Source organism: Roseomonas sp. OT10 (assembly GCF_020991085.1).
GTDB classification, from domain to species: Bacteria; Pseudomonadota; Alphaproteobacteria; order Acetobacterales; family Acetobacteraceae; genus Roseomonas; species Roseomonas cutis.
Map to the genome: position 1 here is coordinate 2598333 of NZ_CP087719.1, position 26368 is coordinate 2624700.

Annotated in this window: 20 protein-coding genes and 1 pseudogene; 8 read left to right on the forward strand and 13 right to left on the reverse strand. The window is 75.7% G+C overall.

What is annotated here, in order from left to right; genetic code table 11:
* Nucleotides 1-29: 29 nt before the first annotated feature.
* The 5 genes from LPC08_RS11975 to LPC08_RS11995 all read right to left on the reverse strand — a co-directional run bounded on the left by LPC08_RS11975 (nt 30) and on the right by LPC08_RS11995 (nt 7434).
* Nucleotides 30-1238: an MFS transporter gene (locus LPC08_RS11975; protein WP_230452891.1), complete on the reverse strand. Its 1209-nt coding sequence runs from the start codon at nt 1236-1238 to the stop codon at nt 30-32.
* Nucleotides 1239-1255: 17 nt separating this feature from the next.
* Nucleotides 1256-2098, reverse strand: a complete 843-nt coding sequence (locus LPC08_RS11980) for a PRC-barrel domain-containing protein (protein WP_230452892.1) — start codon at nt 2096-2098, stop codon at nt 1256-1258.
* 108 nt (nt 2099-2206) lie between these two features.
* The gene (locus tag LPC08_RS11985; protein ID WP_230452893.1) at nt 2207-6289 is read right to left on the reverse strand and encodes a chromosome segregation SMC family protein; all 4083 of its coding nucleotides are present in this window, start codon (nt 6287-6289) and stop codon (nt 2207-2209) included.
* A 16-nt stretch (nt 6290-6305) separates the two neighbouring features.
* The gene (locus LPC08_RS11990) at nt 6306-6947 is read right to left on the reverse strand and encodes a DsbA family protein (protein ID WP_230452894.1); all 642 of its coding nucleotides are present in this window, start codon (nt 6945-6947) and stop codon (nt 6306-6308) included.
* 25 nt (nt 6948-6972) lie between these two features.
* Nucleotides 6973-7434, reverse strand: a complete 462-nt coding sequence (locus LPC08_RS11995) for a DUF721 domain-containing protein (protein WP_230452895.1) — start codon at nt 7432-7434, stop codon at nt 6973-6975.
* A gap of 162 nt (nt 7435-7596) precedes the next feature.
* Here LPC08_RS11995 and LPC08_RS12000 point away from each other — a divergent pair, with 162 nt between their 5' ends.
* Together LPC08_RS12000 and LPC08_RS12005 are read left to right on the forward strand one after the other, a co-directional pair.
* Nucleotides 7597-8688 (forward strand): A/G-specific adenine glycosylase, encoded by a 1092-nt coding sequence (locus LPC08_RS12000; RefSeq protein WP_230452896.1) that lies wholly within the window; start codon nt 7597-7599, stop codon nt 8686-8688.
* Nucleotides 8685-9215, forward strand: a complete 531-nt coding sequence (locus LPC08_RS12005) for a biotin transporter BioY (protein ID WP_230452897.1) — start codon at nt 8685-8687, stop codon at nt 9213-9215. The genes LPC08_RS12000 and LPC08_RS12005 overlap by 4 nt, the downstream gene beginning before the upstream one ends.
* Nucleotides 9216-9239: 24 nt before the next feature.
* Here LPC08_RS12005 and LPC08_RS12010 read toward each other — a convergent pair whose 3' ends face one another.
* From LPC08_RS12010 to LPC08_RS12030, 5 genes and pseudogenes are all read right to left on the reverse strand, one after another.
* Complete coding sequence (locus tag LPC08_RS12010) at nt 9240-10322, reverse strand: site-specific DNA-methyltransferase (RefSeq protein WP_304622086.1); 1083 nt, start codon at nt 10320-10322, stop codon at nt 9240-9242.
* Between the two features lie 278 nt (nt 10323-10600).
* Nucleotides 10601-11209 (reverse strand): annotated as a pseudogene (gene rnhB / locus LPC08_RS12015) (ribonuclease HII); the annotation flags it as partial.
* 202 nt (nt 11210-11411) lie between these two features.
* Nucleotides 11412-12347: an alpha/beta hydrolase family protein gene (locus tag LPC08_RS12020; protein WP_230452898.1), complete on the reverse strand. Its 936-nt coding sequence runs from the start codon at nt 12345-12347 to the stop codon at nt 11412-11414.
* Nucleotides 12311-12769 (reverse strand): GNAT family N-acetyltransferase, encoded by a 459-nt coding sequence (locus tag LPC08_RS12025; protein ID WP_230452899.1) that lies wholly within the window; start codon nt 12767-12769, stop codon nt 12311-12313. The genes LPC08_RS12020 and LPC08_RS12025 overlap by 37 nt, the downstream gene beginning before the upstream one ends.
* Nucleotides 12766-13329, reverse strand: coding sequence for an NUDIX hydrolase (locus tag LPC08_RS12030; protein WP_230452900.1), 564 nt, complete (start codon nt 13327-13329; stop codon nt 12766-12768). Before LPC08_RS12030 ends, LPC08_RS12025 begins: the two co-directional genes overlap by 4 nt.
* A 299-nt stretch (nt 13330-13628) precedes the next feature.
* Here LPC08_RS12030 and LPC08_RS12035 point away from each other — a divergent pair, with 299 nt between their 5' ends.
* The 5 genes from LPC08_RS12035 to LPC08_RS12055 all read left to right on the forward strand — a co-directional run bounded on the left by LPC08_RS12035 (nt 13629) and on the right by LPC08_RS12055 (nt 19671).
* On the forward strand, nt 13629-14183 hold the full coding sequence (locus LPC08_RS12035; RefSeq protein WP_230452901.1) for a thermonuclease family protein: 555 nt from the start codon (nt 13629-13631) through the stop codon (nt 14181-14183).
* Nucleotides 14184-14323: 140 nt separating this feature from the next.
* Complete coding sequence (gene gltA, locus LPC08_RS12040; RefSeq protein WP_230452902.1) at nt 14324-15631, forward strand: citrate synthase; 1308 nt, start codon at nt 14324-14326, stop codon at nt 15629-15631.
* A gap of 320 nt (nt 15632-15951) precedes the next feature.
* Entirely contained in the window at nt 15952-16791 is an 840-nt protein-coding gene (locus LPC08_RS12045) for a hypothetical protein (protein WP_230452903.1), read from the forward strand.
* 116 nt (nt 16792-16907) lie between these two features.
* Nucleotides 16908-17933 carry an ABC transporter substrate-binding protein gene (locus LPC08_RS12050; protein ID WP_230452904.1) on the forward strand — a complete coding sequence of 342 codons (1026 nt, stop codon included), beginning with the start codon at nt 16908-16910 and terminating at the stop codon, nt 17931-17933.
* 25 nt (nt 17934-17958) lie between these two features.
* The gene (locus tag LPC08_RS12055; protein WP_230452905.1) at nt 17959-19671 is read left to right on the forward strand and encodes an ABC transporter permease; all 1713 of its coding nucleotides are present in this window, start codon (nt 17959-17961) and stop codon (nt 19669-19671) included.
* A 498-nt stretch (nt 19672-20169) separates the two neighbouring features.
* Here the strand turns inward: LPC08_RS12055 and LPC08_RS12060 are convergent, their stop codons facing one another.
* The 3 genes from LPC08_RS12060 to LPC08_RS12070 form a co-directional block, all read right to left on the reverse strand.
* Nucleotides 20170-21348 carry a M48 family metallopeptidase gene (locus tag LPC08_RS12060; RefSeq protein WP_230452906.1) on the reverse strand — a complete coding sequence of 393 codons (1179 nt, stop codon included), beginning with the start codon at nt 21346-21348 and terminating at the stop codon, nt 20170-20172.
* 4 nt (nt 21349-21352) lie between these two features.
* Entirely contained in the window at nt 21353-21922 is a 570-nt protein-coding gene (locus LPC08_RS12065; RefSeq protein ID WP_230452907.1) for a LemA family protein, read from the reverse strand.
* A gap of 145 nt (nt 21923-22067) precedes the next feature.
* Nucleotides 22068-23906 carry a DUF4139 domain-containing protein gene (locus tag LPC08_RS12070; RefSeq protein ID WP_230452908.1) on the reverse strand — a complete coding sequence of 613 codons (1839 nt, stop codon included), beginning with the start codon at nt 23904-23906 and terminating at the stop codon, nt 22068-22070.
* A gap of 515 nt (nt 23907-24421) precedes the next feature.
* Here LPC08_RS12070 and LPC08_RS12075 point away from each other — a divergent pair.
* Nucleotides 24422-26332 carry an FAD-binding monooxygenase gene (locus LPC08_RS12075; RefSeq protein ID WP_230452909.1) on the forward strand — a complete coding sequence of 637 codons (1911 nt, stop codon included), beginning with the start codon at nt 24422-24424 and terminating at the stop codon, nt 26330-26332.
* Nucleotides 26333-26368 lie beyond the last annotated feature (36 nt).

A 26368-nucleotide genomic window follows, 5' to 3' on the forward strand; every position in this document is an offset into this window, starting at 1 on the left:
ACGCAGGAAGCCGCGACCGCCGGCGCCGGTCAGCGGGCCTCCCCCTCCTCCTCGGGCCCCTCCGGCCGGGTTTCGGGCATCGCCAGCCAGATCATGGCGACCGAGAGCAGGCCGGCGCCGGCCAGCAGGCCGAAGGCGGCCTCCGGCCCGAACCAGTCGGAGGCGAGGCCGGCCAGCGTGGTGCTGAGCGTGCCGCCGATCCCGATGGCCAGGCCGAAGAGGCCGATGCACAGGTTGAAGCGGTTGGTCCCGCGGGTGAGGTCGGCGGCCAGCAGCGGCAGCAGCACCCCGAGGGCGGCGGCGCTGAGGCCGTCCAGCGCCTGGACCAGGATCAGCCAGGCCGGCGCCTCCACCAGCGCCAGCAGCAGCCCGCGCACCGGCAGGGCGGCGAAGCCCAGCAGCAGGGCGATGCGCCGTCCGCGCCGTTCCGCCAGCCGCCCGATCCACGGGGCGATCGCCGCCATGACGAATTGCGGCGCGATGATGCAGGCGGCGATGATCAGGTTCGCCTCGTCGCCCGCGTTGCGCGTCACCTGCGACCCGGCGAGGGGCAGCATCGCCGCGTTGGACAGGGTGAACAGGCCGCAGCACAGCGCGAAGACCAGCACCCCGCGGTGGCGCAGCAGGCCGCGGACATGGCCGACGAAGCCTTCCTGCCGTTCCTCCCCGCTCGGCTCCGGCGGATGCAGCTCGTCCCGGCGGATGGTGGCGAGGGCGATCAGGGCGGGCACGCAGAAGGCGGCGCTCAGCCAGAAGACCGAGGCGCCCGACAGCCAGGTCCCCGCCGCCCCCAGCAACCCGGCGGCCACGCCGCTGCCCACGGCGGCGTAGCGGGCATTGCGGCCCAGCCGCTCGCCCAGCTGCCGCCGCCCGACCAGGGCGAGGCTGATGGCGGCGATGGCCGGGCCGAGCACGCAGGAAGCGAAGCCGTGCAGCACCTCCGACACCATCACCGGAAGGGTGGCGGGAAACAGGGCCAGCAGCAGGGCCGAGATCGCGATGGCCACCAGCGCCGCGGCGGCGGCGAGGCGCTTGTTCGGGGTGGCATCCACCAGCGCCCCGGCCGGGACCTGCAGCGCCATGGCGGTGAAGGTACCGATGCTCAGCGCCAGGCCGATCTCCAGGTCGGTCCAGGCCTGCGCCGTCAGGTACACGGACACGAACGGGCCGAAACCCGTCTGGACGTTGGCCATGAAGAAGTTCAGCCAGTCGAGCCCGCGCCCGCTGCGCCCTGTCATCGGCGGAATCGGGCCCGTCAGTGCGCGGCGGGATTCGGCGCGGCCGGCACCGCGGCGCCGGGTCCGCCAGGAGCGGGGCCCTCGGGGGCCGTGCCATCGGAGGCCGGGCCGCCGGGGCTCTGGGCGGCGGGCGCCGGGGGAGAGGGCGCGGCCGGATCGGCAACGGCCGGCGGGGTCGTGCCGGAGGGAGCCGGTGCGGGCGGGGCCGGGGCAGGCTGGGCCGATGGCGCGACCTGGGGCGCCTGCTGGGTGGCGGGCGGGGCCGGCGCAGGCTGAGCCGGGGCACCGGGATCGCCGGCCGGCGGCGGGGCGGCGGCCGGCTCGGGCTGGCCCGGCTTCGGCTCCGGCGGCGCCTCCGCCGGCGGCGCGGCCACCACGACCGACTCGCCCTCCTTGTAGTCGGGGAAGGCGCGCATCTGGTCGCGGGTGAGGGCCAGCTTCACCACCTCCGGCGAGAAGGTCAGGCTGCGCCAGGCCACGGCGACCCGGCGCCGGCCGACGCCAAGGAACCCGCCATAGTCGAGCACGGCCGCGCGGGGCTGCCCGGCATCGTCCATCAGCACGTTGACGATCCGGCCGACCGTATCGCCCGAGGGCCCGGTGACCTCCCGCCCGATCACGCGCTGCGAGGCGACCCGGGGCAGTTCCTCACGCGCAGCCGGGGGCGGGGGGCGCGCCGGGGCAGCCGCCGCGGGTGGGGACGGCGCCGCCTGGCTCTCGGCGGCGGCGGGCGGCGGCTCGGCCGTGGCGGGCGGGTCGGCGGGCGCCGTGCGGTCCTGCGCCAGGGCCGGCCCGGCGGCCAGGGTCGCGGTCATCAGCAGGACGAGCGGCCGCCCGCGACGTGTCGTCCAGGACGTCATGGGCAGAAGCCTAGACCAACTCCCGCAGGGGGAAAATGTGGTGGGGAAAATGCGGAGGGGACAAGGCGGCGGGACATCCGGCCCGGCCGGCCGGCGACGGACCGCCCCTCACCCCGCCGCCTCCACCCCGGCCAGCTCCACCGCGCGGCCGAGATCGACGCTCAGCAGCCGCGACACCCCGCGCTCCTGCATGGTCACGCCGTAGAGCCGGTCCATCCGCCCCATGGTCAGCGGGTGGTGGGTGACGACGAGGAAGCGCGTCCCCCCCGCCGCCATGGTCTGCAGCAGCCCGCAGAGGCGTTCCACGTTCGCGTCGTCCAGCGGCGCGTCCACCTCGTCCAGCACGCAGACCGGGGCGGGGTGGCAGCGGAAGACGGCGAAGACCAGGGAGAGCGCGGTCAGCGCCTGCTCGCCGCCCGAAAGCAGGGAGAGCGAGGACAGCTTCTTCCCCGGCGGCTCCGCATACAGCTCCAGCCCCGCCTCCAGCGGATCGTCGGAACCCACGAGGGCCAGATGCGCCCGGCCGCCGCCGAAGAGCTGGGTGAACAGCGCGCGGAACTCCGCATCCACCCGGTCGAAGACGGCGCGCAGCCGCTCCCGTGCCTCGCGGTTCAGGTGGCCGACCGAGCCGCGCAGCTTGGCGATCGCCTGCGCGATGCTGTCGCGCTCCGCATCCAGCCCGTTGAGGCGCGCCTCCACCTCCTCCAGCTCCACCTCGGCGCGCAGGTTCACCGGGCCCATGGATTCGCGCTCGCGCACCAGCCGCTCCGCCTTGCGCCGGGCGCGCTCCTCCGCCTCCTCGGACAGGTCCTCGGGCGTCTCCGGCAGCTCCGGCGCCTCGCCCAGCCGCTCCTGGATGCGGGTCACGACGGCGCGGGCCGCATCCTCGGCGCGGCGCGTCTCCGCATCGGCGGACAGCCGGCCCTCGCGCGCGGCGGCCAGGGCGGCATCGGCCGCCCGGCGGGCCTCGGCGGCGTCGCGCGCGGCGGTCTCGGCGGCGTCGAGGGCACGCGCCGCGTCCCGGTGCGCCGCCTCGGCCTCGGCCAGGATGCGGCCGACCCCCTGGCGCTTCGCGGCGGCGTCCTCGGGCGCCTCGGCGGCGGCGGCGCGGCCCTGGGCGGCGGCCTCGGCGCGGGATTCCAGCTCGGCCAGTCGCGCGGCCGCCTCATCGGCCCGGCTGTCCCAGAGCGGGCGCTCCGTCGCCAGCGCGGCGCGGCGGCCCTCCAGCCGCGCGGCGGCGGCCGACAGCGCCTCCGCCTCGGCGCGGGCCTTCCCCTCCCCCAGCCGCGCGGCGGCCAGGGCGGCGCGGGCGCCGTCCAGCGCCTGCCGCGCCGCCTCAGGGTCGGGGGCCTCGCCCGCCGCCTCGGCGGCCAGGGCGGCCTCCGCCTCCTCACGCTCGGCGGTCAGGCGCTCGATCTCCGGGCGTAGCGCGGCGAGGCGGCTCTCCACCCGCGCCGCCCCGGCGGCCAGCCGGTCGCGCTCCGTCCGTGCCGCCTCCAGCCGGGCGGCGGCGGCGCGGCGCGCCTCGCGAGCCTCGCGCTCGGCGGCCAGGGCGGCCGCCTCCGCCTGGCGCGCAGCCTCACGGGCGGCATTCGCCTCGGCCGGGTCCGGCAAGGCGGCGAAGGCGGCCTCGGCGGCGGCCAGGGCCTTCGAGGCTTCCTCCCGCGCCGCGGCGGCGGCTCCCAGCCGTGGCGCCAGCGCCGCCTCGCGCCCGGCGGCGGCGGCGGCCTCGGCCGAGAGGCGCGACGCCTCGGCGCGGGCACGCGCCAGCCGCGCCTCGGCCTGCCGGCGGGATTCGCGCAGCTGCGCCTCGCGGCCGGTCGCCTCCCGCTCCGCGGCCTCGGCGGCGGTCCGGTCGGCGCGGGCCCTGGCGACGGCGGCCTCCGCCTCGGCCAGCTCGGCGCCCAGGGCGCGCAACCGGTTGCGCCGTTGCAACCGCACGGCGCCGGCGCTGGGCGCCCCGGGGCGGACGGTATGCCCGTCCCAGCGCCACAGCCCGCCCTCGGGCGAGACCAGCGCCTGCCCCGGGGCCAGCCCGGCCTGCATCGGCCCCCCATCCACCCCCGGCGCCAGCAGCCCGATCTGCGACAGGGCGCGCGAGAGCGCCGGGGGGGCCGCGACCAGCGCGGCCAGGGGCGTCGCGCCTTCCGGCAGCGCGGCGGGCGCCTCCAGCGGCGGCAGGGCGCGCCAGTGGCGGGGGGAGCGGGTGTCCTCCGGATTCTCCAGCGCCTCGCCCAGCGCGGCGCCGAGCGCGGTCTCCAGCCCGGCGGGGACCTCGGCCGCTTCCAGCAGCGGGGTCGCGGCGTCGCGCGCCTCGCCGCCGCGCAGCATGGCCTGCAACCCCTGGGCCTCGGCGGTCAGGCGGGCGGTGCGGGACTCGGCGTCCGAGGCGGCGGCGCGGGCGGCGGCCAGGGTGGCACGGGCAGCCTCGCGCGCGGCCTCCGCCTCGCGCAGCGCCTCGGCGGCGGCGGTCAGCGCGCCCTCGGCGGCCCCGGCCTCGGCATTGGCGCGCTCCAGCACCTCCGGGCGCGGGCGGGCGGCCTCGGCGCGGGCCTGTTCGGCCGCGACCGCCTCCGCCTCGCGCCGGGCGCGCTCGGCGCGGGAGGCGGCGGCGTCGCGCTCCGACCGCGCGCGGGACAGCGTGCCGGCGGCGGCCTCGGCGGCGAGGCGGGCGCCGGCATGGGCCTGCTGCGCCCCGGCCCGGGCGGCCTCGGCGGCATCCAGCGCGGCGGCGGCCTCGGCGGCGGCGCGCTCCGCCTCGGTCAGCGCGGTGGCGGCGGTCTCCAGCGCCTCCGGCGGCAGGGTGGCGGCCTCGGCCTCCGCCCGCTCGGCCAGGAGGCGATCCAGCGCGGTCGCGGCCCGGCGCAGGCGGGACTCGGCGGCCTCGCGCGCGGCGCGGCGGCGGGCGGCCTCGGCGCTGGCCTGGGCGGCGGCCTCGGCAGCGGCATCGGCCGCACGCTCGGCGGCGGCCAGCAGGTCCCTCGCCTCCACCCGCATCGACTCGGCCGCGGCCAGCCGTTCCGGCAGGCCGGCGGCCTCGCCCTCCAGCGCTGTCGCCTCGGCGGCCAGGGCCTCAGCCGTGCGCCGGGACTCCGCGGCCTGACGGCGGGCGTGATCGAGATCCTGCGCCGCCTGGGCCAGCCGCGCCTCGGCGGCGGCCAGGGCATCCAGGGCGCGGGCCTCCTCGGCCGAGACCCCCTCCGCCTCCACCCGGCGGCGTTCCAGCAGGGTCCGGGCCTGGGCCTCGGCGGCGCGCGGCCCGGGCAGCACCGTGGCGGTGGCATGGGCGGCGATGGCGGCGCGCTCCGCCTCCCCCGCCGCGGCGTCCAGCCGGGACTGCGCGGCACGCTGCGCCTCCCGCGCGGCGAGCAGCGCCGCCTCGGCGCGGCCGGCCTGGATGGCGAGCCATTCCGCCTCCGCCGCGCGGGTCAGGCCGGAGAGGTTGCGGTAGCGCGCCGCCTGCCGCGCCTGCTTCCGCAGGCTCTCGCGCTGGGTCTCGAGCTGGGCGCGCAGGTCCTCGGCGCGGGTTAGGTTCTGCTCCGCCTGGCGCAGCTTCAGCTCCGCCTCGTGCCGGCGGGCGCGCAGCCCGGCGATGCCGGCCGCCTCCTCCAGCACCTGCCGGCGCTCCTCCGGCTTGGCCTGGATCAGCGCCGCGACCTTGCCCTGGCTGACCATGGCGGAGGAGCGCGCGCCGGAGCCGATATCGGCGAAGAGCGTGCCGACGTCGCGCCCGCGCGCCTCCCGCCCGTTGATGCGGTAGCCGGTGCCCTCGCCGCGCGCGATGCGGCGGATGATCTCCAGCTCCGCCGCCTCCGCGTTCGGGGGCGGGGCGAGGCCGGCCGCGTCCTCCAGGCTCAGCGACACCTCCGCGTGGTTGCGCGCGGGGCGGGTCGAGGTGCCGGCGAAGATCACGTCGTCCATGCCGTCGCCGCGCATGGTGCGGGCGTTGCTCTCGCCCATCGCCCAGCGCAGCGCCTCGACCACGTTCGACTTGCCGCAGCCGTTCGGCCCGACGATGCCGGTCAGCCCCGGCATCACCTCCACGATCGCCGGCTCGGCGAAGGACTTGAAGCCCGCGATGCGCAGCCGGGTGAGGGTGGCGCTGCGCGGCGGTCGCGCCGCGCCACCCTCATCCGGGCCGGAGGAGAAACCCTCCTCCGGGACGGGAGGATCGGGCGGCAGGGAGTCCATCAGCCCTCTCGGTCCCTCAGCCGGGGGCGGCCTGGCGGACCTGCTCGGCGAAGCGGTCGAAGGACAGCGCGCCCGGCACCGGCTTGCGGCCGAACACGAAGGTCGGGGTGCTGTTCACCTGGAACTCCTGCTCCGCCTTCATGCGGCCCTCCAGGATGGCGCGCTGCAGCCCCTGGTCGGCGATGGCGGCGTCGAACTGGGCGCGGGTCATGCCGGTCAGCGCCGCGATCTTCGCGATCTCGTCCAGGTTGTTGATGCCGCGGGCGAAGGCCCAGCGGTCCTGGCTGCCGAGCAGGGCGGAGATGAAGGCCTCGTAGTGCTGCGGCGGCAGGGAGCGGGCGACGGTGGCCGCGGCCAGGGCGAGCTGGTCGAGCGGGAAGTCGCGCCAGACCATGCGGATCTTGCCGGTCTCCACCAGCTCGCTCCGCACCTTCGGCCAGGTCTCCTTGTGGAAGGCGGCGCAGTGGGAACAGGTGAGCGAGAAGTACTCGATCACCGTCACGGGCGCGTCCGCCTTGCCGGCGGCGCGCTCGGCGAGGCGCGGGTCGCCCGCGGCCGGGGCGGCGGGCGCGCTGCCCTGCGCCCGGGCGTCGAGCGAGAGCAGCGCCGGCGCGCCCAGGGCGGCAGCCAGCAGCACGGCACGGCGGGGGGTGGTCATGGGGTGTGAAGCTCCTGCCTCATGGTCAGCGCCTCCGATAGACGCCTCGGCCCAGCCTTTCCAGCGCCCCCCGCAGCGCGGGGTCCGCGATATCGGCCAGACGTTCCGCCACCGGCCCGGGCAGCGGGGCGGCCTGCCCGGGGCGGAGGACGGGGCGCGGGCCCGGGCGGGCGGGGGCCTGCTGCACGAAGCGCAGCGCCTCCACCGCGACGGCGCCCAGGGCGGAATTGATCCGCTGCATCAGCTGCGGCCCCAGATGCTGGAGTTCCATGGCCATCGGGCCGGAGCAGGCGATGGTCAGGGTTCCGCGGTTCAGCCGCAGCGGCACCGTCACCGCCGCCAGGGCCGGTCCGACCAGGGCGGGCCAGTCGGCCATCAGCGCGGCCCCGGCCGGGCTGCGGCGGCGGAAGGCCGGGCGTGTCAGGCGCGGGACCAGGCTGCCCACCGGGCGCAGCTCCAGATCGGGCCGTCGCGGGGAGTCGGGCAAGGCGGCCCGGCCGGACGGGGGGGACCCGCCCTCCCCACCCCGGGCCGGGCCGGGCGCGCGCGGCGCGGCGGCCGCCCCGGGCGCGGCCTCCTGGCCGGCGGCGCGGCGGCGTGGCCGGGGCGGGCTTGATCCCGCGGGCGTCGTGCCCTCCTTGGCAGCCATATGCACCCCTCCGCCTCTGCCCTGCTCGCCTGGTACGACCGGCACCGGCGCGACCTCCCCTGGCGCATGCCGCCCGGCGGCGGAAGCCCGGACCCATACCGCATCTGGCTGTCGGAGGTGATGCTGCAGCAGACCACGGTGGCGGCGGTGGGGCCGCGCTATGCGCGCTTCCTGGCGCGCTTCCCGACGGTGGAGGCGCTGGCGGCGGCGCCGTGGGAGGCGGTGGCGGCGGAATGGGCCGGGCTCGGCTACTACGCCCGCGCCCGCAACCTGCACGCGGCGGCGAAGGCGGTGGCGGCGCGCGGCGGCTTCCCGGAGAGCGAGGCGGGGCTGCGCGCCCTGCCCGGCATCGGCGCCTATACCGCCGCCGCCGTGGCCGCGATCGGCTTCGGCCTGCCCGCCGTGCCGGTGGACGGCAACGTGGAACGGGTGGTGGCGCGCCTCTTCGCCATCCGCGATCCCCTGCCCGGCGCCCGGCCGAAGCTGGCGCTGCTGGCGCGCGGCTTCCTCGACCAGGCGGAGGTGGTGGCGCGGCCGGGGGATTTCGCCCAGGCGCTGTTCGACCTCGGCGCCACGCTCTGCACCCCGCGCCGACCCGCCTGCGCCCTGTGCCCCTGGCGCGAGCCCTGCGCGGCGCGGGCGGCCGGGGTGCAGGACGGCCTGCCGGTCAAGGCGCCGAAAGCGGCGCGGGGGCTGCGGTACGGCACCCATTTCCTGGCGCGCGACCCGGCGGGGCGGCTGCTGTTGCGCCACCGCCCGCCCGAGGGGCTGCTGGGCGGCATGGCGGAGATCCCCGGCACGCCCTGGCGCGAATCCGGGCCTTGGGAGGCGGCGGAGGCGCTGCCGCACGCCCCGCTGCCGGCGGCGTGGCGGGAGGCGCCGGGAACCGCACGACACGGCTTCACCCATATGGACGTGGAGATGCGGCTGCTGACGGCACGGGTGGACACCCCTGCCCCGCCGGGCCTGTTCTGGCTGCCCGAGGCCGAGGCCCGCGCCGCACTGCCCACGCTGATGCGCCGGCTGCTGGCGCTGGACGAGGCCGCCGCGGGCGTGGCACCTGCGCCCCGCCCCACACGGAGACGCCTGTGACCACCAGCCTGACCCCCGCCCTCGCCCGGCCGCGCGGCGCCCTGCGCTTCCTGGGCCTTGCCCTGCTCGGCTCCGGCGTGCTCGCCGCCTCGGCGCAGGTGGCCGTGCCCTTCTGGCCGGTGCCCGCCACGCTGCAGACCCTGGCCGTGCTGCTGCTCGGCGCGCTGGGCGGCTCCCGGCTCGGCGCCGCCGCGGTCGCGCTCACCCTCGCCCAGGGCGCGCTGGGCCTGCCGGTCTTCGCCGGCGGCACCGCCGGGCCGGCCGTGCTGATGGGCCCGACCGCGGGCTACCTGCTGGGCTTCCTGCCCGCCGCCTGGGTCGCGGGCCAAGCGCGCGGCGGCTGGCTGCGGACGGGCGCGACGCTGCTGGCGGCGCACCTGCTGGTCTTCCTGCCGGGCGTGGCCTGGCTGGCCGGCTTCGTCGGGATGGAGAAGGCGCTGCTGGCGGGCTTCGTGCTGTTCATCCCCGGCACGCTGGTCAAGACCGGGCTGGCGCTGGCGGGCGTGGCGCTGGCGCGGCGGGGCTGACGCGACGGGTCCGGGGGGCGGCCCTCAGCCCCCCGCGACCTCCGCGCGGTACTCGTCCAGCACGCGCAGCGAGCCGTCGCGGCGCTCGACGTGCCAGAAGGTCCAGCCATTGCAGGTCGGCGCCTCCTGCACCTCCGCGCCGACCTTGTGGATCGAGCCGGTGACGCGGCCGCAGCGCAGCGTCCCGTCCGCGCCCACCTCCGCCTTCCAGCGCCGGTGCCGGTCGGTCAGCTTCGATCCCGCCGGGACCAGCCCGCGCTCGACCAGCGTGCCGAAGGGGATGCGCGGCTGCTCGCGCTTCGCCGGCAGGGCGAGGGCGAGGCTTTCCGGCAGCGGCTCGATCGCGTCCAGCCGGGCCTGGGCGGCGGCGGCGTAGTCCGGGTCGCGCTCGATGCCGACGAAGCGGCGGCCGAGCCGCTTCGCCACCGCCGCCGTCGTGCCGCTGCCCAGAAAGGGGTCCAGCACCACCTCGCCGGGCGAGGTGCAGGACAGGATCACCCGGTGCAGCAGCGCCTCCGGCTTCTGCGTCGGATGCACCTTGCGCCCCGCCGCGTCGCGCAGCCGTTCGCCGCCGGTGCAGAGCGGGATCAGCCAGTCGCTGCGCATCTGCAGGTCGTCGTTCAGCGCCTTCATGGCGGCGTAGTTGAACCGGTAGCGGCTCTCGGGACCGCGCGAGGCCCAGATCAGCGTCTCGTGCGCGTTGGTGAAGCGGCGGCCGCGGAAGTTCGGCATGGGGTTCGACTTGCGCCAGATCACGTCGTTCAGGATCCAGTAGCCGAGGTCCTGCAACGCCGTGCCGAGGCGGAAGACGTTGTGGTAGGCGCCGATCACCCAGATCGTGCCGTCCTTGCGCAGCACGCGGCGACACTCGGTCAGCCAGGCGCGGGTGAAGGCGTCATAGGCGGGGAAGCTGTCGAAGCGGTCCCAGGCGTCGTCCACCCCGTCCACCATGCCGCCCTCGGGGCGCTTCAGGTCGCCCTTGAGCTGCAGGTTGTAGGGCGGGTCCGCGAAGATCGCATGCACCGAGGCCGGCGGCAGGGACCGGAGCATGTCGAGGCAATCGCCGACCAGAATCTGGTCCAGCGTCAGGTCGATTCCGGTCCCCAAGCGTCGCAACTCCCCCTCGTGCCCCCGGGGGGCGTCCCCCGAGTCGGCAAGTTGCGCGAGGGCGACTCGCGGCGTCAAGCGGGCCTCGGGAACCCCAGCAAATCCAGGGATTCCACGGGCATGGCGGGTGAGTCGGCGGGGTGCGACGCGGCGACGCGGGCGGGCGACGCGGCGGACAGGCCATTCCTCGCGGCACTTGCCGCGACGTCGTCCCGCGCGGCACTTGCCGCGACGTCGTCCCGCGCGGCACTTGCCGCGACGCGCGCCCACGCCGCCTCCACGGGCGCGAAGCCGCGCCGGTGCTGCGGACAGGGGCCGAGCCGCTCCAGCGCAGCGCGATGCGCGGGCGTCGGGTACCCGGCGTGCAGCGCGAAGCCATAGCCGGGATGACGCGCATCGAAGCGCACCATGGCACGGTCGCGCAGCACCTTCGCCACGATGGAGGCGGCGGCGATGGACAGCGAGAGGCCGTCGCCCTTCACCACGCAGCGCACGGCGCAGGGCAGGTGGTGCGGCGGCCGCGGCGCCATGTTGCCGTCCACCAGGGCAAGATCGGGCGGCAGGCCCAGCCGGGCCACCGCGCGGCGCATGGCGAGATGCGTGGCGCGCAGGATGTTGAGCGCGCCGATCTCGGCGGCCGTGGCGGCGCCCCAGCCGATCCGCGCCTCGCCTGCACGGGCGGCGGCGCGCAGCGCGGCGAAGGCGGCTTCGCGCCGGCGGGCATCGAGGCGCTTGCTGTCGTCCAGCAGCGCGGCCAGCGCGCCCGGGGGGGCGCGGCGGAACACCACGGCGCCCGCCAGGACCGGGCCGGCGAGCGGTCCGCGGCCCGCCTCGTCCACCCCGGCGACGAGCCCGCCGGCAGCGCTTTCCAAGGTGAAGTCGGGCATGCGGGCCTCGTCTCGCCGCTCTGACGCGCCTCCCCGCCAGCGGCGGTCGCGCGCCGTTTGAGCCGATGCGGCCGCGCGTCGCAAGACGGCCCGGGGGGGGTGGACAGGCATGGCCGCCTGCCCGCCGGTTCATCCACCCCGGTGGCGGATGGCCCCGCCTGCGGACCCCCCCCCTGCCGTCCCGGCGGCGCGGGGCGCGCCGTCAGAGCCCGCGCGTCAGCAGCTCGTCCCCCGGGCGCAGCAGCCCCGCCCCGGCGGCGCGGAGGAAACGGATCGCCCTCGCATCGCCCTCCAGCGTGGCGCGCAGGAAGGCGACCGTCAGCCCGGCGGCGCGCTCGTGATAGGTCGGGTCGGACCAGCGGGCGCCGGCCGCCGGCTCGTCCGCGAAGGAGGCATGCACCGCGCCGTCCAGCACCGCCAGCGCGCCAGGCACCTCCGACTGCTCGAAGGGCTCGCGGCGCTGCACGGCCCGCACGCCCTCCAGCCAGCCGTCATCGGCCGTCCCGGTGACGAACAGCATCGGCGCGGCATAGCCGCCATAGGCCAGCCGGGGCGGCAGCCCGCGGGCCACGATGGGGGAGAGCGCGACACCCGCCTTCAGGCGGCGCTCCGGCAGGGGCAGGCCGCGCGCCCCACCGGGGATGCGCTGGCCCAGCATGTGCTGCACCACCCAGGCGCCGTAGGAATGCCCGGCGATGGACAGGCGCTGCGGGTCGGCGCGCGGCGGCAGCCGGTCCAGCGCGAAGAGCACGTCCTGCAGCCGGTCCACGGCGCGGCCGACATCCAGCGCGGCCGCCGCGAAGGCCGTGCGGTCCCCCGCGCGCCACAGGCTGTCGTCGGTGCCCGGATGCTGGAGATGGATGGCCAGGAAGCCCGCCTCGGCCAGCGCCCGGCCGAGGTAGCCGAGCCCGTCGCGTGAACCGCCCAGCCCATGGCTGATCAGCACCGTGGGGGCCGGGCCGTCGCCCGCGGGCTCGCGGATCAGCACGGGGATGTCGCGCGCACGCCGCGCATCGTGCCAGACGGCACGGGCCTCGGGCGCCGCGGCAGCGGCGGCGGCCAGCAGCAGGCCGGGCGTGGCCCCCAGCGCCGCGCGCCGGGTCAGCCCTGCGCCGGTGGCATGTCGTACATTCGCCATGCGGTCAGCTTCGCGGTGCGGTCGTAGACCGCCCGCGCCCTCGAATTGTCCTCGGCCGTGATCCAGCGGACCACCGACCAGCCGCGGGTCCGTGCCTCGGCAGCCAGCGCCGCGAGAAGCGCGTCGGCCACGCCCTTCCCCCGCATCTGGGGATCGACGAAGAGATCGTCCAGGAAACCGCCGGTCGTGGCGGAGAGCGGCCGGGCGAAGGCGCGGAAATGCGCGAGGCCGACGGCGCGGCCCGCCGCGTCCTCGGCGATCAGCGCCTCCGTCTCATGCGCCGGGTCCAGGATCCAGGCCCAGACGCGCGCGCGCATCTCCGGGGTCTGGGCCACGCGGTAGAATTCGGCGTAGCCCGCATAGAGCCGCTCCCAGTCGGCGCGGTGGCGCGGCTCCAGCGGGACGATGCGGATCTCGCTCATGGTGTTTCTTCCTTGACGGTCAGCCATCCCAGCCGGCGCGCGGCCAGCAGCAGGGCGGAGACATGCATGGCCTGGGGCAGCAGCCCCTCGTGCAGGCGGTCCAGCACCTCCCGCCAGGGATGCAGCTCCACGGCGATGTCCTCGCCCGGTCCCGGCGCCGGCTCGGCGACCCGGCGGCAGCCCAGGGCGAGGAGGCTGTGGCAGCGGTTGCGGTGCGTCGCCGTGTTGGGCGAGAGGGTGGCGACGTGCCGCCACTCCACGGCCTGGTGGCCCGTCTCCTCCATCAGCTCGCGCGCGCCGGCCGCCAAGGGCTCCTCGTCGCCGTCGACGCCGCCCGCCGGCAGCTCCAGCGAGGGGCCGCGCAGCCCGTGGCGGTACTGGCGGACGAGCACCAGCCGGTCGTCCGCGGTCAGCGCCACCACCTGCACCCAGTCGGGATAGGCGAGGGTATAGAAGGGATCCAGGCGATGGCCACGCGCATCCTCCACCGCGTCCGCGGTGACGTCGATCCAGCGGTCGCGCAGCGCGGTGCGGCTGTGCAGCAGGGTCCAGGGTCGCAAGCGCGGGGGTTCCCAGGGGGGCGGCGACAGCAGGCCGCGCGCGGCCGGGCGCGTCAAGCAGCCCCCCCCGGTCCGGCAGCCACGCGGTCCGGCAGTCGCCCGGTCAGCCGGCCGCCCGGTCCGGCGGCATCCGGTCCGGCGGCACCCGGGGCCCCCGGGCCCGGCGGCCGGGCGGTGGCGGCGTCCCCGCCCCTGCGCCCGGGGCGGCACCCCGCGGCGATACCGCCCGCGCAACGGTTCCGCCCCGGCGTGCTGCGCGCCCTTGTCGGGCGCGCGGCGGGTTTGGTAGGCACCGCAGCGTGCTGCAACGTCGACGCATCTTCCGGCCCGCCCCCCAACCACGCCGCTGGCGGGGCCTGTTCCTCGTCGCCGCGGCGGTCGTGGTGGTCGCGCTGTTCTCCGGGGTGGGGATCCCCACCAACCTGCTCGGCTCCGCGCCCAGCGAGCAGCGCCTGACGGTGACGCCGGGCGAGGTGCGCGTGGTGGACGGGGAGACGCTTCGCCTGGGCGACCGCGTCGTGCGGCTCGAGGGGGTGGAGGCGCCCGTGCGCGGCCAGTCCTGCTCCGACCCGGCGGGCCGCAGCTTCGATTGCGGCGCCCGCGCGGCCGAGCGGCTGGCGGAGATGGTGGCGGAACGGCCGCTGACCTGCCGGGTGGAGCGGCACGATGCCTTCCGCCGGGCCTACGGCCTTTGCGAGGCCGGCGGGACGGCGATCAACCGGGTGCTGGTCGCCGAAGGCTGGGCCCTCGCCTCCTCCGACGATTTCGAGGAGCAGGAGACGGCCGCGAGGACGTCCGGGCGTGGCCTCTGGGCCCGGGGCGGCCGCCTGCCGCAGGGGTGGCACGGGCGCTGAGCGCCGCGCGACCCTGCGGGGACGGACCGCACCGGTCCGGATGGACAAGCCCCGGCACCGGGGCATATTTGCACTGCAACATCCCGGGGACGCCCCCCGTCCAGGCGGGGCTGGCCGAACCCAGTCCGAGGAATCAGGCCATGAGCACCAATGCCAACGGGTCCGTCACGATCACGGTCGACGGATCGAACCGCAGCAGTTCGGCTCCCCTGATCCAGGGCTCGATCGGTCCGGCGGTCGCGGACATCCGCAAGATCTACGCCGACCTCGGCATCTTCACCTTCGATCCGGGCTTCGGCATGACCGCGGCCTGCGACAGCAAGATCACCTACATCGACGGCGACCAGGGCGTGCTGCTCTACCGCGGCTATCCGATCGAGCAGCTCGCGGAGAAGTCCGACTTCGTCGAGGTCTCCTACCTCCTGCTCTATGGCGAGCTGCCCACCAAGGAGGAGCTGGAGAAGTTCCGCCGCGGCGTGACGATGCACACGATGGTGCACGAGCAGCTGCGCCGCTTCTTCGACGGCTTCCGCCGCGACGCGCACCCGATGGCCATCCTGTGCGGCGTGGTCGGCGCCCTCTCCGCCTTCTATCACGACAGCCTGGACATCAACGACCCGCAGCAGCGCGAGATCGCGGCCTTCCGCCTGATCGCCAAGGTGCCGACGATCGCGGCCTGGGCCTACAAGTACTCGATCGGCCAGCCCTTCGTGTATCCGCGCAACGACCTGAGCTACGCCGAGAACTTCCTGTACATGCTCAACGCCGTGCCGGCGGAGGAATACAAGGTCAGCCCGGTCCTGGCCCGCGCCATGGACCGCATCCTGGTCCTGCACGCCGACCACGAGCAGAACGCCTCCACCTCGACGGTGCGGCTGGCGGGCTCGACCGGCGCCAACCCCTTCGCCTGCATCGCCGCCGGCATCGCCGCGCTGTGGGGCCCCGCCCATGGCGGCGCCAACGAGGCGGTGCTGAAGATGCTGACCGAGATCGGCAGCCCGGAGAACATCCCGGCCTTCATCGAGAAGGTGAAGGACAAGCACTCGGGCGTGAAGCTGATGGGCTTCGGCCACCGGGTCTACAAGAACTTCGACCCGCGCGCGAAGATCATGCAGGCGACCTGCCACGAGGTGCTGGCGGAGCTGGGCATCAAGGACGAGCCGCTGCTCGACATGGCGGTGGAGATGGAGCGGATCGCCCTGTCGGACGAATACTTCATCAGCCGCAAGCTGTACCCGAACGTGGACTTCTATTCCGGCATCATCCTCAAGGCGATGGGCATCCCCACCCACATGTTCACCGTGCTCTTCGCCGTGGCCCGCACCGTGGGCTGGGTGAGCCAGTGGAAGGAGATGATCGAGGATCCGGCGCAGCGCATCGGCCGCCCGCGGCAGGTCTATACCGGCGCCACCACGCGTGATTTCGTCAGCCTCGACCAGCGCGGCTGATCCAGGGGGGTCGGGCGGCAGCGCCCGACTCGCTTCCAGCGGCCTTTCCGGCCTGCAAGCCCGTCGCTTGGTGCGGCGGGCTTTTTTGTTGCGCGAACGAGATTCTGCCGTGGTGCCACAACAACGACGGCCAAGCACCTGATTAAGGGAAGATCACGGCAAAAATCGCCGAACGGATATTCAAGTCACGATCAAGTTATCACGAAAATGTGATTTCAACCTTTGCGAGCATGGTTAATCGAACAACTCCTTATGCTTGTCTTTTGTCAATTTTTTGGCATTTTGTTCCTCTATAAGTTGAGTTCCGGGGGATAATTCTCGTGGCGGATGGGGAAATTTGTTACGATTCCAGACATATATCGCTGGATGACCTGGTACGCCGCCGACTCCAGCAATGGCCGCAACGGCCGCCGGGCGCGGCCACGACCTTCAAGCAACCGGGCACCTGGCTGCGCGGCCGCCCCGGCGACCCGGCGACGGCCGGCCAGCCCTTCCTCAAGCTGCCTGGCGCCAGCCGCCTCAGGACACTGCCGGACGGGCTGTGGCTGCATGTCTCCCCCGACCCGGCCGATCCCTATGTCGACATCCTGTGCATCGAGGCCTGCTCCTCGCTGCAGAACCTGCTGGACAAGCGCTCCCGCTTCGCGCCCTCCACGACCTCGCTGCTGGTGGTCTGCCCCGTGGGCTGGCTGCTGGCGCCGGTCCAGCCCGGCGACCCGACCCCGCGCTGGAAGCTGATGCGGCTGCTTCGGCAGGAACCCACGGAGAACCTCACCCTGCCGGTGCGGGACGTCCGGGTCCTGTTCGGCCTGAAGTCGCGCCATTACGAAGGCTTTGCCCTGCACCAGACGCCGCAGGCCCACGAATACTTCTGCCCGATGGACGCCCTGACGGCCGAGGACGGGCAGCACAACCCGGCGATGCAGGCGCTGATCGCCCGTGCCAGCGCCAGCGCCAACTTCATGCACCTGCCGCATTCGGGCCCGGGGAAGGCCAAGCCGCCGGTGGACCACGCCGCCATCGTGGCGTCGCCCCTCCTCGTCGCGCATGCCCTGGCCGCACCGGCCGCCGCTGACCCGGCTGCCCCCCCGGCCTGCCCCGCCCTGCCCCTCCCAGCCATCCCGCAGCGCGGCGCGCGGCTGCCCCCGGCCACCGCCTGACGCGGCGGGAGCGCCACGGCGCGGTCAGGCGTCACGCAGTCTTCATCGAACCCCTCTTCCCAGCCCCTTCGCCGGGCGCCATCACACCGCGCCAGCCAACCGGGAACGGGACCACGATGATGCGCCGCGCCATGCTGCTGGGAGCCGCCGCCTGCCTCGCCGCGGCCACCCTCCCTGCCGCCTCCCATGCGCAGGGAAGCGGGAGCCCGGCCGCGGGGGCGGCGCCGCTCTCCGGGACGCTGACCCTCTACACCAGCCAGCTCGAGCCCGATGCGGCGCAGACGGCCGAGGCGTTCCGCAAGCTGCATCCCGGCGTGCAGGTGGAATGGATCCGCGGCGGCACCAACCAGATCCTGCCGCGGCTGCGGGCCGAGATCGCGGCCGGCACCCCGCGCGCCGACGTGCTGCTGCTGGCCGATGCGCTGACCTTCGAGGGGCTGGCGGCCGAGGGCCGCCTGCGCGAGAGCCCGGAGGTGGCGATCGGCCGCATCCCCGCCGAGCGCCACGACCGGCGGCGGCGCTACTTCGCGACCAAGCTCATCACCACCGGCATCGCGGTGAACGCCCGCGCCCCCTTCGTCCCCGCCCGCTGGGCCGACCTGCTGCGGCCCGAGGCGAAGAACCTCGTCGCCATGCCCTCGCCCAGCGTCTCCGGCGCGGCGGCGATCCATGTCCAGTCCCTCGCGGCCGCGCCGGGGCTGGGCTGGGACTACATCGCGGCGCTGGTGAAGAACGGGCTGCAGCCGCGCGGCGGCAACGGCCAGGTGCTGCAGGCGGTGCAGACGGGCGAGCGCGCCTTCGGCATCGCCGTGGACTACCTGACCATCCGCGAGGCGGCGCGCGGCGCCCCGATCCGCTGGGTGGCGCCGGAGGAAGGGGTGAGCGCGGTGACGGAGCCGGCCGCGATCCTGTCCACCACCCGGAACGCCCCTGCCGCGATCGCCTTCGTCTCCTTCCTGCTCTCGCCCGAGGGCCAGGCGCTGGCGGCGAAGCAGGGCTTCCTGCCCGCCGATCCAGAGGTCGCGCCGCCCCCCGGCTTCCCGCCCACGGCCTCCCTCCGCATCCTGCCGCTTGACGCGGCCGCCGCCGCGGCGGAGAGCGAGGCGGCGCTGCGCCGCTTCAACACGCTGGTGGAGCCGTAACGGCAGGGGATCCGACGGGAGTTCGATGACGGCAGGAACAGCCGCCCGGCGGGTGTCGGGTGCGGCGGCGCCGGGGCCGCGTCACTTCCCGTCCCCTTCGGTCTCCGGCGCGCTGCCGGGGCTGGCGCTGGGGGCCCTGGCCTGGCTCCTGGTGGTCGGCGCCGCCCCTCTGCTGCGCCTGCTGGCCGAGGCGTCGGGTCCCGCCCTGGCCCTGCTGCCCGCGGATGGCGCCGTCTGGCGCGCCGCCTGGCGCAGCCTGGTGGTGGCCACGGGCTCGACCCTGCTGGCCACAGCCCTGGGCGGGGCGCTCGCCTCCCTGCTGCTGCTGCGGGCGCCGCCCGCGCGGCGGGTCCTGCTCTTCCTCGCCATCCTGCCGGTGCTGGTGCCGCCGCAGGTGCTGGCGCTGGGCTTCTCCCAGGCGCTGGGCCCCTCCTCCCCCGTGCTGCTGGCCGTCGGCGTCGCGCCGCCGCTCGGCACGCCCAATCCGCTGCACGGGCCCGGGGGGATCATCCTGCTGCTGGGGCTGCAAGGGGCGCCATTGGTGCTGCTGGCCGTGGCCGCGCTGCTGCGCCGCGTTCCGGGCGAGCTGCTGACCGCCGCGCGCGGCCTCGGGGCCTCCGGGCCGGAAGCGCTGCGGCGGGCGGTCTGGCCGCTGCTCTGGCCGGGGCTGCTGGCTGGCGCGGGGCTGGCCTGGGTCGCGGCGCTCGGCAATTTCGGCATCGCCGCCCTGCTGGGCATCCCGGCGCGCTACCCCACCCTGCCGGTGCTGATCTGGCAGCGCCTGTCGGGCACCGGCGTCGGGGCGCTGGGGCAGGCGGCGGCGCTGTCGCTGCTGCTGGCCGCCCTCGCCCTGCCGGGCCTGCTGGCGCAGCGCCTCGCCACGGGGCGCGAGGGACTGCCCTCCGGCCGGCCCTTCGAGCCGCTTCCCGCCGGGCGCGGCGCGCGGCTGGGGGCGGGGCTGCTCTGGTTGGGCCTGGCCGTGGTGCTGCTGCTGCCGCTGCTGTCCCTGGCGGCGGCCTCCGCCGTCCCGGCCCTCGGGGTACCGCTGGCCGTCACCACCGTGACGCTGCGGCACTGGTCCGCCGCCTTCGCCCCCGGCTCGCAGACGCTGTCCGCCCTCGGCCACTCGCTGCTGCTGGCGGGGACGGCGGCGCTGCTGCTCGCCGTCGCCTCGCTGCCGGTGGCGCTGAGCCTGCGGGCCCGCGCCGTGCGGATCGGGGCGGTCGCCGCCGACATGGCCTATGCCCTGCCCGGCGGCTGTACCGCCATCTCCGCCCTGCTGCTGGCGCTGGGCGTGCCGGGCGGCGGCTGGACCTACGGGACGCTGTGGCTGATCCTCTTCGCCTACCTCGCCCGCTTCCAGGCGCTCGCGCTGCGCCCCGTCGCCGCGGCGGCCACGCGGCTGGACCCCCGGCTGGACGAGGCCGCCCGCGGCCTGGGCGCCGGGACCTGGCTGCGGTTGACCGCCATCCACCTGCCGCCCCTCGCGCCCGCCCTGGCGGCAGGCGGGATCATGGTGGCGCTGCTGGCGGTGAACGAGGTGACGATCTCCGTGCTCCTGCACGGGCCGGGGTCGCAGACCCTCGGGGTGCTGGTGTTCAACCTGCAGGATGGCGGGCAGGGTCCGCAGGCTGCGGCGGTGTCGCTGGTGGCGCTGCTGCTGGTGGCGGGGCTGATGGGCCTGGCAACGCTCTCGGCCCGTCACCTGCCGGCGGGCACCCTGCCCTGGCGGCCCTGATACGGATGGCAGGATGCCTTGAGCCATGCCGGCGTGGCACCCGTGGCCCGGGGGCAAGGCTCTGCCTCGCCCCCGATACCCCCACTCCGCCAGGAGCAGAGCCCCTGGACCCGAGGAGCGCTGCCGCGCGGATGGCCGCGACGGGATCGAGGCGCCGAGGAGCATGGCTCCTCGGCGGGTACGGCCGCAGCGTGCGCTGACGCCTTCTGAGCTTTTTCAGAGTCCCGCCTGTCCGCGCTCTCCCTGGAATCAGCCCGGAGGCTGACGCCCACCACCCCGAGCCAACTCCCAGCGGGGACCGGGGCCCGCTTGTGGCCCCGGCAGGGGAGGGTCTGGGAGGGGACGGCGTCCCCTCCCGGTCCACCGCCGGAACACGGCAGCACGACGGGTCAGGTCCTCCCACCGTCGGTTGAGATGACGCCACCGCACGGGGCATCGCGCCCCACAGCAATGGGGTGGCCGGCGCCCGGCCTCCCCGGCCCGGCGGGCCGGCGGGGCTCAGCCCCCGCCGGACGGAGACGCGGGCGGGGGCGGGGATGCGCCCCAGGGGCTGGGACGGCGCGGCGGCAGGGTGGCGTCGGCATCGACGGCCCCGTGCGGATCGCCGGCCAGCGGCCCCCAGACTCCCCCCATGGCCCCGGGAAGCGGGCCCCAGGGTGAGGGCGTGGCCCCCGGCTGCTCCGCCCCTGCCGGTGCGGGCGGGGCGGCCGGTTCCGGCAGCGGCCCGGGGTCATGACCGCCGGCATAGCGCACCAGCGCGGCGATGCGGTCCTCCAGCGGGGGATGGGTCGCCTCCCACCAGCGTGGCGAGACCCCCTTCTCGTCGTCGAGGAACATGGCCCGCACCTGCGCGGGCACGCCGGGCATGTCCGAATGTCCCGACACCTTGCGCAGCGCGGTGATCATCGCGTCCGCATCCTGGGTCAGCTCCACCGAGCCGGCATCGGCCAGGAACTCGCGGTTGCGCGACAGGGCGAGGCGCAGCGCCCCGGCCAGCCCCCAGGCCAGCGCCGCGATCAGCAGCGCGAGCAGCGCCAGCCAGCCGGCACCGCCGCTGCCGCCGTTGCGCCGGGAGGAGGAGCCGAAGCGCACGCCGCGCAGCAGAAGCTCGGCGGTCAGGCTGATGATGCCGGCGAAGACGGCGGCGACGACCGCCAGCCGCGCGTCGCCGTTTCGGATATGCGTCAGCTCGTGCGCCAGCACGGCCGCCAGTTCGCGGTCGTCCAGCGCGTCGGCCAGCCCACGCGTGACGGTCACCGCGCCCCGGTCGCGGCGCAGCCCACTGGCAAAGGCGTTGCGCGCCTCCGTCTCGATCACGGCGAGGCGCGGCATCGGCAGGCCGCGCGCGATGCACAGGTTCTCCAGCGTGTTCCACAGCCGCGGCTCATCCTGCCGCGTGACCGGATGCGCGCCGGTCACGAGGTCCAGGATCTTCTGGTTCGCCCACCACGCGACGAGGAACCAGAGGCCCGCGACGACGAGGCCGAAGGCGAGGTAGCCCGGCCAGGCCGCCAGGGCCGCGCGGAAGCCGTGCGCGACGCCGCGGCGATCGTCGGCCGCGCCCATCAGCGCGACCGCGAAGGCCAGCATGGCCAGCAGGAAGGGAAAGCCCGCGAGCAGCAGGATCGACCGGAGACCGTTGTTCCAGATGTAGGTCTTCAGGCCGACCGCGCGCATGGGATCAGAACTTCACCGCCGGCGCCGCCTGCACCGCGGCCATCTCCGCCTCGGGCAGCTCGAAGAAGCCGCGCGGCTGGAAGCCCATCGCGCCGGCGAAGAAGGCCGCCGGGATCTGCTGGATCGCGGAGTTGTACTCGGCGACGCTGTTGTTGAAGAAGCGCCGGGCGGCGGCGATCTTGTTCTCGATGTCCGACAGCTCCGCCTGGAGCTGGAGGAAGTTCTGGTTGGCCTTCAGGTCCGGATAGGCTTCCGACAGCGCGAAGAGCTGACGCAGCGCGCCCTGGAGCTGGCCCTCGGCCGCGGCGGCGGATTGCGGGTCCCCCTGCGCGCGCAGCGCGGCGTTGCGGGCCTGGACCACCGCCTCCAGCGTGCCGCGCTCGTGCGCGGCATAGCCCTTCACCGTCTCGACCAGGTTCGGGATGAGGTCGTTGCGCTGCTTGAGCTGGACGGTGACGTCGCTCCAGGCCTGCCCCGTGGCCTGGCGCAGCGCGACCATCCGGTTGTAGCTGGCCATCAGCCAGAGCAGCAGCAGGACGATCAGGCCAAGGACGATGATGGTGGTCCAGCTCATGGGGCGGGCATCCGGAAAGCGGCGTGGGCGGAAGTCGGGCGGATGATAGGCCGCGGCGCAGGAGGCCGCTTCATCCGAATGAGGGGCGGCCGGCCGCCGCGCTGCGGCGCCCGCCCCCGCGGCGTCGGGAACGCCGGGGCCGTCGTCACTCCGCCGCGGAGAGCAGCGCCGCCGCGCCCCGCTGCCAGGCCTCCCACGCCGCATCCGCCGCGGCCCCCGCGCGGTCGGCCTGCACGGAGGCGCGGTTCAGTGCCTGGCGCGCCTTCTCCCGGGCCGGGCCGGTGCGGTCCTCCACCGCGGCGCGGGCGCGGGTCAGCGCCGCCTCCGACGTCGCCGCCGTGCGCGCGGCGGCGCGGAAGGCCTCCAGCAGGCCGCGCTGCGCGGCCAGGCGGTCGGCGATCCGCGCCAGCCCCTCCCGGCCGGGTGCGTCCGGCGCCATGCGCTCCAGCGTGGCGCGGAGGGATTCCAGCGTGGCCGGCCCGCCCGGCAGGCGGCGCAGCTCCCGCTCCACGTCGATGCGCCGCCAGGAGAGCAGCAGCGGATCCCCCAGCCCCGGATCCCAGAGCGGCACCTCCTGGCGCTGGGCCCGCTCGAAGGGCAGGCGCAGGGTGGTCGGCCCCTCCACCACCGCCTCGTGGCGCAGTCCGAAATCCCCCTCCGCCGCCACGGCGAAGCGCGGCGTCGCGCCGGGCCGGCGCGGCAGATCGACAATCAGCCGGCCGCGCGCGCCGCGCGGATCGACGGCCAGCGCGACCTCCTCCACCCGCAGCAGGTGGACCACCACCCGGCCCGGCTGCAGTTCCGCCCGCACCGGCCGGTCCGTCGCGCCGCCGCCCGCCGTCAGCAGCACGTCGCGGTCGCGGGCGAAGGCCAGCAGGCGGGTGGCCCCCGGCGGCATGGCGCGGATCTCGGCATCGCCCAGGAAGCCGCCGGCCTCGGCACCCGAGACGCCGTAGACCGTGGCGATGCCGTCCGGCAGCGTCGAATCGCCGGCATTGGTGACGCGCACCGCCTGGAGCGGATGGCGGGCGGCAAGGTCCTGCACCCACCAGACCCGCTCGGCCGGCAGGCCGGCGTCCAGGAAGGGCAGGTTCGCCGTCTCCCCGCTGCGCAGCGTCACCGTCTCCGGCAGGGCGAAGGCGATCCGGCCGGCCGAGGCGGCGGCCAGGGCCGGGGCGGCGGCCATGGCGGGCGGGGCGGCCCCGAGGCGGTCGCGGCGCGCCTCCGCGGCGAAGGCGGGGGCCGGGGCGGGCGGCGGCGGCGGGGCCGGGCGCGCGCCGGTATCCGCCTCGACCTGCACCGCCTCCGCGACCCGGACGGGCAGTTCCGGGCGCTCGACCAGCAGGGGCGTATAGAGCGACTGGCGGTAGGCCGCGGCCTCCCCCGCCACCAGCGTCAGCCGGACGCCATCCCAGTCCGTCCCGGACCGGTTCTCCACCACCGCCCAGCCCTGCAGCCGGGCCCTGGCCTCGGCTTGGCCCATCTCCGGCACCAGCAGCCGCCACGAGGGCTTCCACAGCGGCGCGCCGGTGACGGTCGTGACGCTGACCGTGCGCACGCGGTCGGCGCGGAGCCGGATCTCCACGCGCCGCTCGCTCTCCGACTGGGCCGCGGCCAGCGCCTCGGCGGCGCGGGCGATGCGAGCGGCCAGCGCGGCATCGGCCAGCCGGGCCTCCGCCCCCTCCTCCAGCACCACGGCCGTCAGCCCGGTGGGCGTCAGCAGGGTGAGGCGCAGGCCGCCGCCCGTGGCCAGGCCCGGCACCCGGGGCAGTTCCGCCGCCTCGGCGATCCGGCCGGTGACGCCGGCGGCCGTGACCTCCTGCCCGCGCAGCGCGCCGAAGAGGCGGACGCGGTCAGCGAAATCCTCCTGGCGCAGCGGAAGCCCGCGGAAGGCCTCGGCCGCCAGGTCGCGGGCGGGCAGGCGCAGGCCGGCGACGGGTCCGGCGGGATCGGCCACCACCAGGCTCTTCAGCAGGTCGTCCACATCCTCGGCCGGGACGCGCAGGGTGTCTGCGCGAGCCCCGCGGAGGAGAGGGTCACCGCCCGCACCGGTAGCTCCGCGGCCACGGCCGGCCCGGCCAGCAGGAGGAGCAGCGGCAGCATGGGACGCATGGCGGGGCCCTCTCGGTTCAGGGCCGGCCGCTGCGGGCCGGGTCGTCCGGGCGCGCGATCCTCCCCTGCTATGGCATTCGGCCGGAGCGGCGCCCTTGGCCCCCGGGGGCCGGACACGCCCTGGCGACGGGAGGGTAGAGCCGCCGGGACGGCAAGGGCCAGCCACCGGAGCGGCAGATCCCTTCGGTGCCGGGGACGTGCCGCCATCCGCGACGGTGCCGGCGCCGGCGCCACCGGACCCCGCACAGGAACTATATTGACCGTATACTGATTAATTGTCTACGTTCCATCTGGTCGCGCAATGACGACCTCCGTGGCCAACGCGGGCGGCCAGGGACGGCCAGCGCACCGCGCGCGGATCGAGCAACACCATGGGAGGGAGGGGACGTGCAGTTCTACCTTGATGGCTACCGGCCGGGCGATCCCGACCTGCATCCGGCCGCCCCCGGCGCCGAGGCCCGCCCGGCCGCGCTGCCGGAGACCACGGATGTCCTGATCGTCGGCACCGGCCCGGCGGGAATGTTGCTGGCCGCGCAGCTCTCGGCCTTCCCCGGCATCGCCACGCGGATCGTCGAACGGCGCGAGGGTCCGTTGCAGGTGGGCCAGGCGGACGGCGTCGCCTGCCGCACCGTCGAGACCTTCGACACCTTCGGGCTGAGCGGGAAGCTCATCCGCGAAGCCTACTGGGTGAACGAGACGGTCTTCTGGCGCCCTTCCCCCGGTGACCGCTCGCGGATCGTCCGCACCGGCCGCGTGCAGGACACGGCCGACGGCCTGTCCGAATTTCCCCATGTCATCGTCAACCAGGCGCGGCTGCTGGGACACCTGGAAGAGTACATGGGCAAGTCGCCGACGCGGCTGGTCCCCGACTACGGCTGGGAGTTCGTCACCCTGGCGGTGGAGGCCACGGCCGAGCACCCGGTGACCGTCACGTTGCGGAACACGCGCACGGAGGAGGTCAAGCAGGTCCGCGCGCGCTACGTCGTGGGCTGCGACGGCGCGCGCAGCCGCGTGCGGGACGCCATCGGCGCCGAGCTGCGGGGCGACTTCGCCAACCATGCCTGGGGCGTCGTGGACATGCTCGCCGTCACCGACTTCCCCGACATCCGCCTGAAGGCGGCGATCCAGTCGGCGGAGGAGGGCAACATCCTGCTCATCCCGCGCGAGGGCGGCTACCTCGTGCGGCTCTACGTCGATCTCGGCGAGGTGGACCCCGCGCATCGCGACGCCGTCCGCCGGATCACCCAGGAGCAGGTCATCGAGACCGCCCGGCGTGTCCTCCGCCCCTATACGCTCGACGTGAAGAGCGTGGCGTGGTTCGCCGTCTACCAGGTCGGCCAGCGCGTCGCCGACCGCTTCGACGACGTGCCGGCGGAGGAAGCGGGGTCGCGCCTGCCGCGCGTGTTCATCGCGGGCGATGCGTGCCACACGCACAGCGCCAAGGCCGGCCAGGGCATGAACGTCTCCCTGCAGGACACCTTCAACCTCGGCTGGAAGCTGGCCTCCGTTCTCCTCGGACGCGCCAGGCCCGAGCTGCTGCGCACCTACACGATCGAGCGGCACGCGGTGGCGCAGCGCCTCATCGACTTCGACCGGGAATGGTCCAGGATCATGGCATCGCCGCCGGTCGATCCGGAGCACCCCGAACTGGGCGGCGTCGATCCCGCCGAGCTGCAGGCCTATTTCGTGATGTCGGGCCGCTACACAGCCGGGGTCGCGACCCATTACCCGCCGGCCACCGGCCTGACCGCCGAGGCGACGCACCAGGCCCTGGCCAGCGGCTTCACCATCGGCATGCGCTTCCACTCGGCGCCGGTCATCCGCCTGGCCGATGCCAAGCCGGTGCAGCTCGGCCACGTGGCGCGGGCGGATGCGGCATGGCGCCTCTACGCCTTCGCCGACGCGGACGGCGAGAGGCTGCGTGCGCTGATGGATCGCCTCGCGCATTCGCCGCGATCGCCGGTGCTGCGCTTCACGCCGGAGGGCGCGGACATCGACAGCGTCATCGACGTCCGCGCCGTCGTCCAGCAGGGACATCGCGACCTCCGCGTCGAGGAGCTTCCGCCGATGCTCCTGCCGCGCAAGGGCCCGTTCGGCCTGATCGACTACGAGAAGGCCTTCACCCCGGATCTGAAGGCGGGGCCGGACATCTTCGACCTGCGCGGCATCGACCGGGCAAGGGGCGCGCTGGTGGTCGTCCGTCCGGACCAGTACGTGGCGAACGTGCTGCCGCTGGAGGCGGATGACGAGCTCGCCGGGTTCCTCGGACGCTTTCTGATCGACCAGCGCCGGGGGTAGTGCCGGCGCCCGGCGGCGTCATGGCCCGGCAGCGCC